Annotated in this window: 13 protein-coding genes; 9 read left to right on the forward strand and 4 right to left on the reverse strand. The window is 59.3% G+C overall.

Translation table 11 applies throughout. The features are described 5' to 3' along the window. Positions 1-2: 2 nt before the first annotated feature. Entirely contained in the window at positions 3-1,163 is a 1,161-nt protein-coding gene (locus AC1MEA_RS11980; RefSeq protein ID WP_219062171.1) for an efflux RND transporter periplasmic adaptor subunit, read from the reverse strand. A gap of 250 nt (positions 1,164-1,413) precedes the next feature. On the opposite strand from AC1MEA_RS11980, the gene AC1MEA_RS11985 reads away from it, so the two are divergent. The 5 genes from AC1MEA_RS11985 to AC1MEA_RS12005 all read left to right on the forward strand — a co-directional run bounded on the left by AC1MEA_RS11985 (position 1,414) and on the right by AC1MEA_RS12005 (position 5,939). Continuing rightward, complete coding sequence (locus AC1MEA_RS11985; RefSeq protein ID WP_480917961.1) at positions 1,414-2,046, forward strand: TetR family transcriptional regulator; 633 nt, start codon at positions 1,414-1,416, stop codon at positions 2,044-2,046. Between the two features lie 332 nt (positions 2,047-2,378). Beyond that, positions 2,379-3,509 carry a DUF3396 domain-containing protein gene (locus tag AC1MEA_RS11990; protein ID WP_480917962.1) on the forward strand — a complete coding sequence of 377 codons (1,131 nt, stop codon included), beginning with the start codon at positions 2,379-2,381 and terminating at the stop codon, positions 3,507-3,509. Between the two features lie 115 nt (positions 3,510-3,624). Then, positions 3,625-4,323 carry a CoA transferase subunit A gene (locus AC1MEA_RS11995; protein ID WP_449634600.1) on the forward strand — a complete coding sequence of 233 codons (699 nt, stop codon included), beginning with the start codon at positions 3,625-3,627 and terminating at the stop codon, positions 4,321-4,323. A gap of 2 nt (positions 4,324-4,325) precedes the next feature. Then, positions 4,326-4,958, forward strand: a complete 633-nt coding sequence (locus AC1MEA_RS12000; protein WP_480917963.1) for a CoA transferase subunit B — start codon at positions 4,326-4,328, stop codon at positions 4,956-4,958. A gap of 132 nt (positions 4,959-5,090) precedes the next feature. After that, on the forward strand, positions 5,091-5,939 hold the full coding sequence (locus AC1MEA_RS12005; RefSeq protein ID WP_219062166.1) for a cache domain-containing protein: 849 nt from the start codon (positions 5,091-5,093) through the stop codon (positions 5,937-5,939). Between the two features lie 59 nt (positions 5,940-5,998). Here AC1MEA_RS12005 and AC1MEA_RS12010 read toward each other — a convergent pair whose 3' ends face one another. Both AC1MEA_RS12010 and AC1MEA_RS12015 read right to left on the reverse strand, forming a co-directional pair. Then, a complete protein-coding gene (locus AC1MEA_RS12010; RefSeq protein WP_480917964.1) occupies positions 5,999-7,507 on the reverse strand; it encodes an MDR family MFS transporter in 1,509 nt (502 codons plus the stop codon). 129 nt (positions 7,508-7,636) lie between these two features. Next, positions 7,637-8,542 (reverse strand): LysR family transcriptional regulator, encoded by a 906-nt coding sequence (locus AC1MEA_RS12015; RefSeq protein WP_480917965.1) that lies wholly within the window; start codon positions 8,540-8,542, stop codon positions 7,637-7,639. Between the two features lie 102 nt (positions 8,543-8,644). On the opposite strand from AC1MEA_RS12015, the gene AC1MEA_RS12020 reads away from it, so the two are divergent. Beyond that, entirely contained in the window at positions 8,645-9,259 is a 615-nt protein-coding gene (locus AC1MEA_RS12020; RefSeq protein WP_480917966.1) for an NAD(P)-dependent oxidoreductase, read from the forward strand. A gap of 7 nt (positions 9,260-9,266) precedes the next feature. Here the strand turns inward: AC1MEA_RS12020 and AC1MEA_RS12025 are convergent, their stop codons facing one another. Continuing rightward, positions 9,267-10,157: a LysR substrate-binding domain-containing protein gene (locus tag AC1MEA_RS12025; protein WP_219062162.1), complete on the reverse strand. Its 891-nt coding sequence runs from the start codon at positions 10,155-10,157 to the stop codon at positions 9,267-9,269. Positions 10,158-10,317: 160 nt separating this feature from the next. Between AC1MEA_RS12025 and AC1MEA_RS12030 the strand changes: the two genes are divergently transcribed. The 3 genes from AC1MEA_RS12030 to AC1MEA_RS12040 all read left to right on the forward strand — a co-directional run bounded on the left by AC1MEA_RS12030 (position 10,318) and on the right by AC1MEA_RS12040 (position 14,748). Further along, positions 10,318-11,958 carry a 5-guanidino-2-oxopentanoate decarboxylase gene (locus tag AC1MEA_RS12030; RefSeq protein WP_480917967.1) on the forward strand — a complete coding sequence of 547 codons (1,641 nt, stop codon included), beginning with the start codon at positions 10,318-10,320 and terminating at the stop codon, positions 11,956-11,958. Then, positions 11,952-13,421, forward strand: coding sequence for an aldehyde dehydrogenase family protein (locus AC1MEA_RS12035; protein ID WP_480917968.1), 1,470 nt, complete (start codon positions 11,952-11,954; stop codon positions 13,419-13,421). The genes AC1MEA_RS12030 and AC1MEA_RS12035 overlap by 7 nt, the downstream gene beginning before the upstream one ends. A 223-nt stretch (positions 13,422-13,644) precedes the next feature. Beyond that, entirely contained in the window at positions 13,645-14,748 is a 1,104-nt protein-coding gene (locus AC1MEA_RS12040; RefSeq protein WP_480917969.1) for an ABC transporter substrate-binding protein, read from the forward strand. Positions 14,749-14,786: the final 38 nt, after the last annotated feature.

Consider the following 14,786-nt stretch of genomic DNA (forward strand, 5'->3'; position numbering starts at 1 on the left):
AATTACTCCCCTTTACTGCTCGCGGCTTTTTCAGTGGCCGGTGCAGGTGCCGGGTTTGCTGCCTTGACGTTGGTCGCTTCGGCGACCTTCACTTCAGCGCCTGGTTTGACGTACTGCAGACCTTCGGTAATGACACGGTCACCCGGGTTCAGGCCGCTTTCGACCAGCCAGTCGTTGCCAACGGTGCGCGAGGCCACAAGGGTGCGCAGTTCGACCTTGTTGTCCTTGTTCACGATCAGCGAGGTCGGCGTGCCTTTCAGGTCGCGTGTGACGCCCTGTTGCGGAACCAGAATCGCGGCTTTGTTCACGCCAGACTGCAGCTGAGCATGCACGAACATGCCTGGCAGCAAGGTGTGAGCCGGGTTCGGGAACTTGGCGCGCAGGGTGACGGAGCCTGTGGTCTGGTCGACCGAGACTTCCGAGAACTCCAGCTTGCCTTCGAGCGGATAGGGGCTGTTGTCTTCCAGGGTCAATTTGACCTTGGCCGCGTTTTCTCCGGCTTTTTGCAGTTGGCCGCCTTCAAGTTCATGCCGCAGCTTGAGCATGTCGGTCGAAGACTGGACAACGTCGACGTAGATCGGGTCCAGTTGCTGAATCACTGCCATGGCGTTGGTCTGGGCGTTATTGACCAGTGCGCCTTCGGTGACGGCAGAGCGGCCGATACGCCCGGAGATCGGGGCGAGCACTTTGGTGTAGCGCAAGTTGATCTGAGCGGTCTGCAGGGCTGCCTGTGCTTCCAGGGCGGAAGCTTGTGCCGTGTCGTATTCCTGGCGGCTCACCGCCTGCTCGTTAACCAACTGCTTATAACGATCAGCCAGCGATTTTGCCGACTGCAGGGTCGCCTTGGCACTGTTGGCCGTCGCTTCGTAAAGCGCCGGGTCGATCTGGTAAAGCTGCTCGCCAGCCTTGACGTCACCGCCTTCAGTGAACAACCGCTTGAGAATGATGCCGTTGACCTGAGGACGCACTTCAGCAATGCGGTACGCCGTGGTACGGCCCGGCAGCTCAGTGGTCAGGGTATAAGCTTGCGTTTGCAGGGTCACTACACCGACCTGAGGAGGGGGCGGCGCAGGCGCAGCCTCTTGCTTTTTATTGCATCCGCTGAGCAGTGTTGCCAGGGCGACGGCAGTGACCAGAACGGTAACAGCTGGCTTGAATTGCATGAAGATCCTCGGCTCAGGAGCTTGAGTTGCTCAAGAAAGTAAAAAGGTGAAAAAAGGGGTGACTAGATAAGTAGCATGCTAAGGAATATACTTACGTTCATGGTTGTTTGTAAATACCCTGTCCTGCGACACTCCAGCACGGCAAGGCATGAAAGTAGGTCCGGGACAAGGCAATACAAAGGCTGCCCGGTGCAGTCGCAGGCCGATAGACGTCATCAGTCTGCGACATTTTGATTGAGGTTTTACTGCCATGGTTCGTCGCACCAAAGAGGAAGCTCAGGAAACCCGAAGCCAGATTCTGGAAGCTGCCGAGAACGCGTTCTATGAGCGGGGGGTGGCCCGCACCACGCTCGCGGACATCGCCAAGCTTGCGGGTGTGACTCGTGGCGCTATTTATTGGCACTTCAGCAATAAGGCGGATCTGGTTCAGGCGATGCTCGACAGCCTGCATGAGCCGCTCGATGAAATGGCCAAAGCCAGCGAAAGTGAAGACGAAGTCGACCCGCTGGGCTGCATGCGAAAATTGCTGATTCATTTGTTTCATCAAGTTGCACTGGACCCTAAAACCCGTCGCATCAATGAAATTCTGTTTCATAAATGCGAATTCACCGATGAAATGTGTGACATGCGGCGACAGCGTCAAGCTGCAGCCCTCGACTGCAATGACCGTATCGGGCTGGCCCTGAACAATGCCGTGCGTAAAGGCCAATTGCCTGCTGATCTGAACACCGCACGCGCCTCGATCTGTCTGCATGCCTATATAGATGGCATTCTTGGCCAGTGGTTGCTGATCCCGGACAGCTTTGCGCTCTGTAAAGAGGCCGAGCAACTGGTCGATACCGTTCTGGACATGCTTCGCTTGAGCCCCGCGTTACGTCATTGAACGGTGCCAAGGCAGCGCTATCCGAACGAATATAACCGGATGGCGCTTGGCCTGTATTTATATCTTCCTGCACCTTGTCTGGACAGTTAGCTTACTAAGTATTTACCTACCTTTTTTGCCTGCGTGCGTGGGCATGCAGAACATCCTGCTGCCCTTGGGCCTGCGCTGCCATGTCTCGGAAATGATGAGAAAGTCGCTGTTCTTGTAGGAAATGAGTAGGACACTTCTTGATATGTGTGGCTGATTTCCCAAAGTAATTTCCGCGTATTGCCCCTCTCCGAAAGAGCCTTCAGTCTCCGCAGTCAGAAAACTTCAGATTGAGAGGACAGGGCATGTCAGAAATTGTCTCTGATGACGTAAGCCCGTTGGGTCGGCTCAGGTATCAGGCTGCGAGTCTGGCGATCAACTCTGCTGAAGGCGATCCAGTCTTTCGCCTGGGGCTGATTACCACGCTCTACTTCAGGCACGGCCACACACTGGAAACCAAGCAGCGGATAGACGAATGTTTCGTCTGGTTTCGTCAGCAGTTCAAAGCCAGGCTCAAATGGCAGTTCTACAAGCACCTGCGCAAAATGACGTCCAGCAGCTTTGCCGTTTGTCGACGCAAGATTCTCGACAGTTCGCCTGACGAGCAATTTATCTGGTCGATTGGCAGTGGCACGCTGCAAGACACTGCCGAATATCGGTTGTTTGTCATGAACACGCCCCAAAGCCACGCCGACATTGATCGCTCCTGTCTGAAAATGGTCTTGCCGTTGTCGATGCTGCTTGAGCCCGAAGGCGCTCAACGCTATGAATGCTGGCTTAAATACCTGTGTGATCAGGTGCATGCAGAGCATGGCTATGGCGGTCTGGCGTGCGTGTTTCCTGATGACGGCCATCACTACTTCCCGTTGGAATACCAACTGGCGCAGAAATACACCGGCCTGATGGTCGATCCCTTGCCGCATATAGACAGCTTGCGCTTGCTCGACCACATCAAAGGGGTGAATTGGTACACGATTATTGGTCGCCGCTTTGTCGCGCGGTTGGGCGGCAGCGATGCATTGCGCCGACAGCTCAGCCGTTGCAGTAACGTCGTTTTTCATGCCTATAACGATGGCTTGATCATCCGCGCCGGCGCCTTGCCGGACCTGGGCGGCCAGGGTGAGGCGTCGCCAGCGGCTTACGTTGATGTGAACACGGCGCTCAAATCGATACGGGTTCAGGACACCGGCTGCCTGCACCCTTATCCCGTGCATGGAGGCTTTAGCGAAGCGTCCACCGCGCGGTGGTATGCGCGCTTCGACGAACAGCCCAAGCCTGCGCTTAATGCGGGTGACTCCTGCACGCACACCGGTTACTGGTTCAGCAACGCCACGGCGCGCTCGCGGCGATTGTTTACCGAAGGTGAAATCATGCCGGCTTTCCCGCACTTGAAAGCCGGGCGGGCTCAATGGTTTTGGGTGGAAGGGGCTGAGTAATAGTGCACTTCCCCATCAGCCGTCTACGCTCAGACGACACGGTAAAGCCCTGACCCGAAACCTGCGCCGCTGCCCCGCGATAATCTTGGGCGTGGTGATCTTCGAGGAATAACAATTGAATAAAATCTACTCGACCGCCGAATCAGCCCTGCACGGTCTCGTCGAAGATGGCATGACCCTGGCGGTTGGCGGCTTTGGCCTGTGTGGTATTCCGGAAGCCTTGATCGCCGCGCTACGAGACAGCGGCAAGCGTGACTTGACCGTCATCAGCAACAACGCTGGCGTTGACGGCTTTGGCTTGGGTCAACTGCTCACCACCCGGCAGATCCGCAAAATGATCTCGTCCTACGTGGGCGAGAACAAAGAGTTCGAGCGTCAGTATCTGGCAGGCGAGCTGGAGCTTGAGTTCACCCCCCAAGGAACATTGGCCGAAAAGCTGCGTGCCGGCGGCGCGGGCATTCCGGCGTTTTTCACCAAAACCGGTTACGGCACCCTGGTCGCCGAGGGCAAGGAAACCCGTGAGTTCGATGGCGAGTGGTTCGTGATGGAGCGCTCCCTGCGCGCCGACGTTGCCTTGGTCAAAGCCTGGAAGGCGGACAAGTCCGGCAATCTGGTGTTCAACAAGACCGCGCGCAACTTCAACCCGCTGGCAGCCATGGCCGCGAAAGTCTGTGTGGTCGAAGTCGAAGAAATCGTCGAGCTCGGCGAGCTGGACCCGGATCAGATTCACTTGCCGGGCATTTACGTGCAGCGTCTGGTGCTCAACGCCACGCCGGAAAAACGTATCGAACAACGCACTGTGCGGAGCGCCTGATCATGGCCTGGACTCGTGAAGAAATGGCGCAGCGCGCTGCCCAAGAATTGCAGGACGGCTTCTACGTTAATCTCGGTATCGGCTTGCCGACGTTGGTCGCCAACTACATTCCCGAAGGCATGGACGTTTGGCTGCAAAGTGAAAATGGCCTGCTCGGTATCGGCCCGTTTCCGCGTGACAACGAAGTCGACCCTGACCTGATCAATGCGGGTAAACAGACCATCACTACCTTGCCCGGCAGCAGTTTTTTCAACAGCGCCGACTCGTTTGCGATGATCCGGGGCGGCCATATCAACCTGTCGATTCTTGGCGCCATGCAGGTTTCTGAAAAAGGTGACCTGGCTAACTGGATGATCCCCGGCAAGATGGTCAAGGGCATGGGCGGCGCCATGGACCTGGTGGCTGGGGTCAAACGTGTCGTCGTATTGATGGAACACACGGCCAAGGGCGGCGCCCATAAACTGTTGAAGAGTTGCGACCTGCCGTTGACCGGCGTTGGCGTGGTCGACCGGATCATTACCGACCTGGCCGTGCTGGATGTCACCGAGGCCGGTTTGAAACTGGTGGAAATTGCCCCGGGGGTGAGCCTGCACGCGCTGCAGGATGCCACGGGGTGTCAGGTGATTTCCGATTGAAACATTCGGCGAGGCCGGTCAAGCACGCTCGGCTTAAAAGGTCGGTCCGGCGAACCTTGTCTTTGTGAATAATTCCCTATCCCCACCAGCCGTCTAAGCTATGACGACACTAATAAGATTGGGGAATGCGCAATGAGGGGTTTGCTGAAACAAGCTGTAATGGGCGGGTTGTTATGCCTGTGCTTCAGCCATGCCTGGGCGGCAGCTGAAACGGCCGATGATGGGCAGGCGGCCAAGGCCTTGCTGGTTAAGGCGCTGGCTCGATACCACGATCAGGGCGATAAGGCATTTGCCGAGTTCAGCCGTCAGGGGGAGTTCGTCAAGGGGGAACTCTATGTCTATGTGGTCGATACCAACGGCGTGATGTTGGCCAGTGGCGGACCTTCCGTGGCATTGATCGGGCGTGACGTGTCCGATTTACTGGGGCCGGATTTGCAAAAAGCCTTCAAGCAAGGCCTGGCGGCACCGCAAACCGAGGGCATCCAGCAGACCGAATACCGCTGGCAGAACTGGAGCGATGGCAAGGTCGAGCGCAAGCACGTGTACTACCAGCGCGTGGGCGACCGGATTCTCGCAGTCGGTTATTACCTGCCACGCGCATCGTCCGAGCAGGCCAAAGCCCTGCTGGACAAAGCCTCCGCTGAACTGGCCAAGGATGAACAGGGCACCCTCAGCGCTATCAACAGCTTGAAAGGCGGGTTCCTTCACGATGATCTCTATGTGTTCGTGGTCGATCTGAATAACCAGCGTTATGCAGCCCACGGCACCAATCTGCGGCTGATCAATACGGACTTCAGCAAGGTCAAAGACCCTGAAGGCAAGCCCGTGGGTGAGCCGATTCTGGCGTTGATCAAAAAACAGGATGAAGGCGAATACGCCTACCGCTGGCGCAACCCGGTGACCAACAAGGTAGAGAACAAGCACGCGTATGTTCGCAAGGTCGGCCACTATCTGGTCGCGGTAGGTTATTACAGCCTATAACCTCATCGACCCCATCGCTTCGTCAGGCCGCCGCGAGTCAGCGACCTGACGCAGCCGTTTCAGACGTCTTTGTCCCCGCGTCCGCGCAGCAGGTTGTCAGGCATCGCCAGTGCCGCGGCCAGACCTAACAGCGAAATCCCCGCGCTGACCATCAGCAAATGCCGGAATGTCAGGAGCAATTCCCCCCGCAAGTGTTGTTGCGCCGGTCCGCTGGCGGCATTCAGGCCGTCCATCAATACGTTGCCCGAACTGCCTTCGGCCCCCATGGCCGTGCCGCTGAGCTGTGCGAGGCCGGACCGTTGCAGCATTGCCAGGAGCAACGCCGACATCAGCGCCACACCGACTGCGCCACCCAGTGAGCGGAACAGGTTGGTGGTGCTGGTGGCGACGCCCATGTCTTGCTGCGCCACCGAATTTTGAGTGCCGACCAGCGACGTGGGGAACTGCAGGCCGCTGGCAAAACCGGTCAGCAGCATGAATACACTGCTGAGCAGCGCTGCTTGCGGCGGGGTGTAGGCCATGCCCAGGATGGCAAGGGGCATCAACAGTGCTCCGATGAGAATCATCGGTTTGTAGCGCCCGGTCATTGAGGTGCGCCGGCCGGCGAAATACGCGCCGATGGGCATGCCGATGGCCAATGGCATCAGGTGCAGGGCTGCGCTGTCGGCACCGCCGCCGGTCACGGTCTGGAAGCGCAGCGGCAGCAGCACGATCAGGGAGATGGCCTGGAAGCTGGTGAAGAACATCGTGCACCAGCACAGCACCGCGTTGCGATTGGCAAACAGGTGCATCGGCAGCAGGGGTTCCTGGGTGCGATGCTCGTACCCGACAAACGTGATCAGGGCCAAGAGCGCGATCCCCAGCAACATGAGTACCTGGCTGTCGCGCCAGTCATGGCCCTGGCCGATTTCGGTAATGCCCAGCAACAGCGCACTCAGGCCGATGATCATCAGCAGCGTGCCGAGGTAGTCGATGATCGGCTTGCGTTGTGGAATAGGCAGCCCGACCAGCCTGTGGTGGGCGATCCACAAGGCACTGATGCCCAGGGGCAGATTGATCAGGAATACCCAGCGCCACGACAGGTATTGGGTCATGAAACCGCCAAGTACCGGCCCGGCCACGCTCGCCAGCGCGTACATGCCGCTGAAGTAACCTTGATAACGCCCGCGTTCGCGAGGCGGGATGATGTCGCCAATGATCGCCTGACTGACCGAAACCATGCCGCCCGCGCCGATGCCCTGAAGGACCCGCGCCAGCACCAGTTGTTCCATGTTTTGGGCCACGCCGCAGAATAATGAGGCCAGGGTGAACATCCCCAGACCAAACAGCATCAGGCGTCGCCGTCCATACAGATCGCCGAGCTTGCCATAAATCGGCACCGCAACAGTCATCGCCACCATATAGGCGGAGATCACCCACGCGAGCAGGTCGAAATCGTTGAATTGTGCAGAGATCGCCGGCATCGAGACCGCAACAATGGTCTGATCCAGTGCGCTGAGAAAGACCGCCATCATCAGCGCGAATAACACGCCTCGGATTGCAGGTTTAGGTTGGTTGAGACTGGTCAAGTAGGGGCTCAACTAGCAGTGACCTCGCCGTAAAAGTCGGCAGGACAGGGTAGGCTAGTCTAGACCGATAGCAGGCTACTCGATAGGGTCATATGCATGCTGGACTGAATAACAAACTGCAACTCAGGATCAGAGGTTTTCATCCCAATCCGGCTCTGCCTTGAACCGGTCGACGAGGAAATCCAACAAGCTGCGCAAGGGGGTGGGCATGTGCTTGCGTGAGGCGTACACCGCATACAGGGTCAGGTCCAGGGGCCGTGCCTCGGGTAATAGCCGGATCAGCTCACCGTTGCGCAGAAACGGGCTGGCCAGGTACGACGGCAGCATTGCCACGCCGGCTCCAGCCATGGTTGCACGCATCAGGGCGGTGGCTTCGTTGCCGCTGATATTGCCGTGGATGGGCACAGCAACCTGCTCGCCATCCTGCTCGAAATGCCACAGGCTTTTACCGAAATAGGAATGTGTCAGGCAATTATGCTCGCTGAGGTCTTCTACCCGCAGAGGCGAGGGATGCTCGCGCAAGTAGCCCGGTGACGCGCAGATCACCGAGCGACAGACCGTCAGGCGTCGCGCAATCAGATTCGGGTCCAGGTCATTGCTGGCTCGAATGGCCAGATCAATGCGCTCGTCGATCAGATTCACCGTGCGGTCCAGGGCCTGCATGTCGATGTTCACGCGGGGGTGCCGTTTAACGAAGTCGCTGACCGCATCGGCCATTTGTGCGTGACCGAAAGACGTGCTGACGCTGATGCGCAAAGCGCCGCGCAGCGTATCGGCCGGAACGCTGACAGCCGCCTGCATATCGGCCGACAGCTCTAATAACTGTCGGCAGCGAGGCAGGGTTTCGTTGCCTGCGGCGGTGAGGCTCAGTTTGCGTGTGGTCCGGTGCATCAGGCGTGCGCCGATCCAGTCTTCCAGCTCGGCCAGGTAGCGTGAAATCACTGGCCTCGACATGTCCAGATGGTCCGCCGCTGCCGACTGGCTGCCCCTGTCCACCACCGTCACAAACACCCGCATTGCGATTAGCCGATCCATGATTTGCCCGATTTTAGAAACAAACTATGCTCAAGCATCGCATTTTTTGTACTGAGTCGCGCAACTAAGCTCTGTTCAGTACCTTACCTTCGGAGAATCACCATGAGCAAAATCGCAATTATCGGTGCCACCGGCCGTGCCGGAAGTCAGTTGTTAGAAGAAGCCCTGCGCCGTGGTCACAGCGTGACGGCTATTGCTCGGGACACTTCCTCTCTTGCCGGACGTGCGGGCGTGGTCTGCAAAAACCTGGATGTCAGCGATGCCAAGGCCTATGCCGATGCAGTCGCCGGGCATGACGTGGTGATCAGTGCGACGCATTTTTCCAGCGTGTCGGCCAGCGCCACCATTGAACCGGTGAAGCAGGCTGGGGTTCCCCGTCTGTTGGTGGTCGGCGGGGCAGGCAGTCTGTTCGTCGCGCCGGGTCTGCGGGTGATCGATACGCCAAACTTCCCTGAAGAGTACAAAGCCGAAGCCGGCGCGGGTGTGGCGTTTCTGGAGACGCTGAGTCAGGAAAAGTCGCTGGACTGGACCTTTCTTTCGCCGTCGGCGGAGTTCTTCGAAGGCGAGCGTACGGGCTCATTCCGCTTGGGCAAGGACGATTTGCTGGTCAGTGCCGCCGGTAAAAGCTCGATCAGTTTTGCCGACTACGCCATCGCCATGCTCGATGAAGTTGAGCAGCACGCGCACCCGCGCCAGCGTTTTACAGTCGGCTATTGAGCGTCAGTTATTGACTGGCGCGCTCGGCCGCCTGGACGAGCAGCCAGTCGATCAGTTCGCGTAGCTCGGGCGATGGGTCGGAGCGTTCGGGATAGACCAGGTAATACGCTGCACCGGTGCGCACTTTGAGGTCGAAGGGCGCCACCAGTCGTCCGGCGCTGAGGTCCTCGCCGATCAAGGCCCAATCGCCGATGGCCACGCCTGTCCCTTGTGATGCGACCGACATGGCGAGGTCCAGTGTGTCGAAATGCTGGCCCTTGGCGATATTGCTGACGGTTGCTCCGGCGACCTTGAGCCAGCTTTCCCAATCACGCTGGTCGCGAGTCGGGTGCAGCAGCATGTGCTGCTCCAGATCGGCCAGGGTCTTGAGCGGTATCGGCCCGGCCAGCAGTTGCTGAGAACAGACCGGGGTCAATTGCTCATCGAACAGATGATGTGCCGCCACCGAATTGGCCGGCGGCGCCCCGTACACCACGGCGGCATCGAACTCTTCGCGACGGAAGTCCACGGCATGCTGCACGGTGGTGGTCAGCTCGACGGGCACATCCGGGCGCTCTTTCTGCCACTGCAACAAACGCGGCAGCAGCCAACGCATCATGCACGTCGGGGCCTTGAGTCGCAGGGTTTCGCGTTTCGCGCCGACGTGTTCGACCGCTTCGTCGATCAGCGAAAACACTTTCTGAATCCGTGGAAACAGCTCGCGCCCTTGGGCGGTCAGGCTCAGTCCGCGCGCCTGGCGCTGGAACAACGTATAGCCCAGATGACTTTCCAGCCCCGAGATCTGCCGGCTCACCGCGCCTTGGGTGATGTGCAGCAGTTCTGCGGCCCGCGTGAAGTTGCAGCACTGGGCTGTAATCAGAAAAGTATGCAGGGCAGGTAAGGGCGGCAGGCGTTTCATCGGGGCTCAGGCATGAATAGAGGACATGCCTAGCATGACATTTTTTGCGTTGTCACAGCTACGGCATGACGGGTCCAATTGAGCCTCATCTGTAGCGTGTCTGGCAGGCCTGAGCGCCGCGACAACGTGCAGTTCCCGAATAAAAGAAAGGCAGACGAACATGGCAACGTGCGGCGAAGTATTGGTCAAATTGCTCGAGGGCTACGGCGTCGAGCAGGTCTTCGGCATCCCGGGTGTGCACACCGTCGAGCTCTATCGCGGGCTCGCGGGTTCGTCGATCAACCATGTTACGCCGCGTCATGAACAAGGCGCCGGCTTCATGGCCGACGGTTATGCCCGCACCAGCGGCAAGCCGGGTGTGTGTTTCATCATCACCGGTCCTGGCATGACCAACATCACCACGGCCATGGGCCAGGCCTACGCTGACTCGATTCCGATGTTGGTGATTTCCAGTGTGCAGTCGCGCAGCCAGTTGGGCGGCGGGCGCGGCAAGTTGCATGAGCTGCCATCGCAGAGCAATCTGGTCGCGGGCGTTGCCGCGTTCTCCCACACGTTGATGTCGGCGTCGGAGTTGCCGGCGGTGCTGGCTCGCGCGTTTGCGTTGTTTCAGGCCGGTCGTCCACGGCCGGTGCACATCGAAATCCCCCTCGATGTACTGGTAGAAAATGCCGATGCGTTGCTCGCCAGCGAACCTGTGAGTGTCAGCCGTGCCGGTGCGGCGCCCGAGGCCATCGCGCAAATGGTCAGTCTGCTGGCGGCGGCCAAACGGCCACTGATTCTGGCCGGTGGCGGCGCCATCGATGCCGCGCCTGCGTTGGCACGGCTTGCTGAACAGTTGGAAGCCCCGGTAGCGCTGACCATCAATGCCAAGGGCATGCTGCCATCGCGTCACCCGCTGTTGATCGGCTCAACCCAATCGCTGGTGGCGACGCGCGCGCTGGTGGCCGAGGCCGATGTGGTGTTGGCCATCGGCACTGAACTGGCCGAAACCGATTACGACATCACCTTCGCCGGTGGTTTCGAGATCCCAGGTGCGTTGCTGCGCATTGATATCGATCCTGACCAGACCGTACGCAACTATGCGCCGCAAGTGGCGCTGGTCTCCGATGCCGACACGGCCGTGCAAGCCTTGTTGGCCGGGCTTTGCAACAAAGAACTGGCTCCACGCCGAGCGGACTGGGGCCACACGCGCGCCGCTGCGTTGCGCGAAACCCTGGCGACCACCTGGGACGACGCCACTCGCGGGCAGACCGTCTTTTTACAGACGGTGCTCGACGTGTTACCCGATGCGGTGCTGGTCGGCGACTCGACTCAACCCGTCTACACCGGCAATTTGACCCTGAACCTGGAGCAGCCGCGTCGCTGGTTCAACTCATCGACCGGTTACGGCACCCTCGGTTACGCCTTGCCTGCCGCGATTGGCGCTTGCCTGGGACGCGCCTCTGAAGCCAGCGGCCGTGGCGCCGTGGTGTGCCTGATCGGTGATGGCGGTTTGCAATTCACCCTCTCGGAACTGGCCAGCGCCGTGGAAGCGCGCACGCCGATCATCGTCCTGCTCTGGAATAACCAGGGCTATGAGGAAATCAAAAAATACATGGTCAACCGCTCGATTGAGCCGGTGGGCGTCGACATTTATACCCCTGACTTTATCGGTGTTGCCAAAGCCCTGGGCTGTGCGGCGGAGCCCGTGTCGGGTGTCGAGGAACTGAAAGCGGCATTGCGAAAAGCGGGCGACCTCCAAGGCCCGACCCTGATCGAAATCGACCAGACCCTCTGGATGAACGGAATGAAAGCATGCTGAACGCTCAAGCGAACCTGAATCACACCCCCCTTGCAGGCCTCTACATTGACGGCCAATGGTTGTCTGGCAGTGAGCAACTGACGGTGATCAACCCGGCCACCGAAGCGCCGCTGGCGACGGTGGCTGGTGGCGATGCCAAGGACGTCGAATACGCCGTGCAAGCAGCGCGTCAGGCATTCCCGGCTTGGTCAAAGACCTCCGGAGCGGCCCGTGGTGTGCTGTTGCGCAAAATCGTCAGCGGGGTGCAGGAACGACGCGAGCGACTGATTGAGCTGCAATCGCGCAACAACGGTAAGCCGCTGTTTGAGGCCGCAATCGATGTCGATGATGTCATCGCCACATTCGACTATTACGCCAGCCTGGCCGAAGCGCTGGACGGGCAGCAAGACAGCACCGTGACGCTACCCAGCGAAGACTTCGCGGCGCGTCTGCGGCGTGAACCCTGTGGCGTCGTCGGGTTGATCGTGCCGTGGAACTTCCCGATGGTCACCACCGCCTGGAAGCTGGCCCCCGCCTTGGCTGCTGGCTGTTGCGTGGTATTGAAACCGTCGGAAGTCACGCCGCTGCCGGAGCTCGAACTGGCCGACATCATTGCTCAAAGCGGTCTGCCCGCCGGGGTGTTCAACCTGGTCTGCGGGACCGGGCTGGCAGTCGGTGCGCCACTGGCGGCACATCCGAACGTCGCGAAAATCTCCTTCACCGGCAGCACTGCGGTGGGGGTTCAGGTCATGCAGCGCGCCGCTGAAACGATCAAGGGCGTGAGCCTGGAGCTGGGCGGCAAGTCCTCGCTGTTGGTGCTGGCCGATGCCGATCTTGATCTGGCAGTGGAACTGGCCAGCGGTGGTGGATTCTTCAATGCCGGGCAGATGTGTTCAGCCACCAGTCGTGTGCTGGTGGCCGATGAATTGGCCGATGCATTCCTCGAAAGACTCAAGGCACGCGCCGAAGCCATCCGCGTGGCCGATCCCTTCGAGCCTGAAGTCGAGATGGGCGCACTGGTCAATCAGGCGCAATACCAACGGGTGCTCGGGCATATCGCACGCGGTATGAACGACGGCGCACGCCTGGTGTGCGGCGGTAAGCGGCCTGCGGATCTGCCTCGCGGATATTTTATACAGCCCACGGTGTTCACCGATGTGCCCCTGGACAGTGCGTTATGGCGCGAAGAGATTTTCGGCCCGGTGCTGTGCGTGCGCCGTTTCGCCACGGAAGACGAGGCCATCGCCTTGGCTAACGACAGCGAATTCGGTCTGGTGGCCAGCGTGGTCAGTCGCGATCCGGGCACGGCTGATCGTGTCGCCAATGCACTGCAAGCAGGCCTGGTATGGATCAACGCGCCCCAGGTGATTTTTCCGCAGGCTGCGTGGGGCGGTTACAAGCAGAGCAGCATCGGTCGCGAGCTGGGGCCGTGGGGGTTGCAGGCTTTTCAGGAAATCAAACACGTCATCCGCGCCGCCTTTTAGCACCAAAGCAGCTCACGCATGCCTCCTGTGGAGGCATGCGTTTGACACATGGCTTCAATGACAAATTTTCGATTGTTGCGTCTCAAGCCCCGCTTCAGGATGACCGTGTCGAATCAGCCACGGCCCCCGGAGCACGGGAGCTGTAGCGGGATCAACTGGCGCACTCAGCCTGGGGCGAAGCTGCGATCAATCCTCACTTTTAGAAAAACAAAAGGAGTCCGTCATGGGCGAGCATGATCTGAACAGAAGGCAATTCATCAAGACGGTGGGCGTTGCATCGGTCGCCGCGGCTGCGATGTCGATGCCCTTCATCCGGGCCAGTGCCAGTGACACCCGGTTTCAGGGGAAAACCCTGCGCTTGCTCACCTGGTCCGACGACACTGGCCTGGCGGCACTGCGCAATATCGCGGCCACCTTCGAAGCCAAAACCGGTGCCAAGGTTATTGCCGACCGTACTGGCAGCACCTCGGAAATGGTCGCCAAGCTCAAGGCCGGTGGTGATCGTCCGCAATACGACGTCATCACCCTCGCCGGTGTCGGTGCTGAAGGCTTGGCCGCTGCGGGCCTGCTGGAAAAACCAGACCTCAATCGCATCCCCAATATTGTCGACGTGCCTGAAAAGTACCGCACAGGCGCCAACGGTCACGGCATCGGCTATCTACTGTGGTGCAACAGCCTGATCTACAGCACCCGCACGGTAAAAGAAGCACCGGACAGCTACGCCGCACTGTGGGATCGGGATCTGGCACCGAACATTTTCCTGCCGCCGCCGAACTGGACCGAGGCCATGGACCTGATCATCATCGCCGCCAAACTGGCCGGTGGCGATGAGCACAACATCGAACCCGGCTTCAAGAAACTGGCAGAGCTCAAGGATCGCGTAGTGACCCTGGGCGAGAACCCGAACCAGATTGCAGAGCTATTCCGCACGGGTTCGCTGGACATGGGTGGCCTGTATGCCCCGGCGTTCTTTCCGAAACAGATTCGCGATCCGGCCTACGGTCTGGGCGCTACCTTCGGTATGAAAGAAGGCTTCTACACCGACTTGATGCAGTCGGTCATGCCGAAAAATCGTCCGGGCGACACTGATCTCGCCTACGCCTTCATCAACCACTCTCTCGACCCGCTGGTCCAGGGCAAGATGGCTGAAGACATCTTCAACGGCCCGGTCAACGCCAAGGCAATCATCTCGGCAGAAGCGCGCAAGAGCCCGTACATCCTCACGCCAGAGCAGATTGCCGACAAAGCGATCATGCACGACAACGCTTTCCTGGCCACCGTTCACGATCAGTGGATTCGTCGTTACACGGAAATCTTCTCTTCCTGAGTTGCGAATCGCGGGCAAGCAAGCGCCTACATGCTCCT

The sequence above is a fragment of the Pseudomonas sp. ASL8 genome, from assembly GCF_056680355.1.

What these genes read in the sequence shown, in the direction of transcription:
- AC1MEA_RS12000 (WP_480917963.1), top strand. Translation starts at nt 4,326, where the DNA reads ATGGCCTGGACTCGTGAAGAAATGGCGCAGCGCGCTGCCCAAGAATTG.
- AC1MEA_RS12020 (WP_480917966.1), top strand. Translation starts at nt 8,645, where the DNA reads ATGAGCAAAATCGCAATTATCGGTGCCACCGGCCGTGCCGGAAGTCAG.
- AC1MEA_RS12015 (WP_480917965.1), bottom strand. Translation starts at nt 8,542, where the DNA reads ATGGATCGGCTAATCGCAATGCGGGTGTTTGTGACGGTGGTGGACAGG.
- AC1MEA_RS12005 (WP_219062166.1), top strand. Translation starts at nt 5,091, where the DNA reads ATGAGGGGTTTGCTGAAACAAGCTGTAATGGGCGGGTTGTTATGCCTG.
- AC1MEA_RS11980 (WP_219062171.1), bottom strand. Translation starts at nt 1,163, where the DNA reads ATGCAATTCAAGCCAGCTGTTACCGTTCTGGTCACTGCCGTCGCCCTG.
- AC1MEA_RS12025 (WP_219062162.1), bottom strand. Translation starts at nt 10,157, where the DNA reads ATGAAACGCCTGCCGCCCTTACCTGCCCTGCATACTTTTCTGATTACA.
- AC1MEA_RS11985 (WP_480917961.1), top strand. Translation starts at nt 1,414, where the DNA reads ATGGTTCGTCGCACCAAAGAGGAAGCTCAGGAAACCCGAAGCCAGATT.
- AC1MEA_RS12040 (WP_480917969.1), top strand. Translation starts at nt 13,645, where the DNA reads ATGGGCGAGCATGATCTGAACAGAAGGCAATTCATCAAGACGGTGGGC.
- AC1MEA_RS12030 (WP_480917967.1), top strand. Translation starts at nt 10,318, where the DNA reads ATGGCAACGTGCGGCGAAGTATTGGTCAAATTGCTCGAGGGCTACGGC.
- AC1MEA_RS11990 (WP_480917962.1), top strand. Translation starts at nt 2,379, where the DNA reads ATGTCAGAAATTGTCTCTGATGACGTAAGCCCGTTGGGTCGGCTCAGG.
- AC1MEA_RS12035 (WP_480917968.1), top strand. Translation starts at nt 11,952, where the DNA reads ATGCTGAACGCTCAAGCGAACCTGAATCACACCCCCCTTGCAGGCCTC.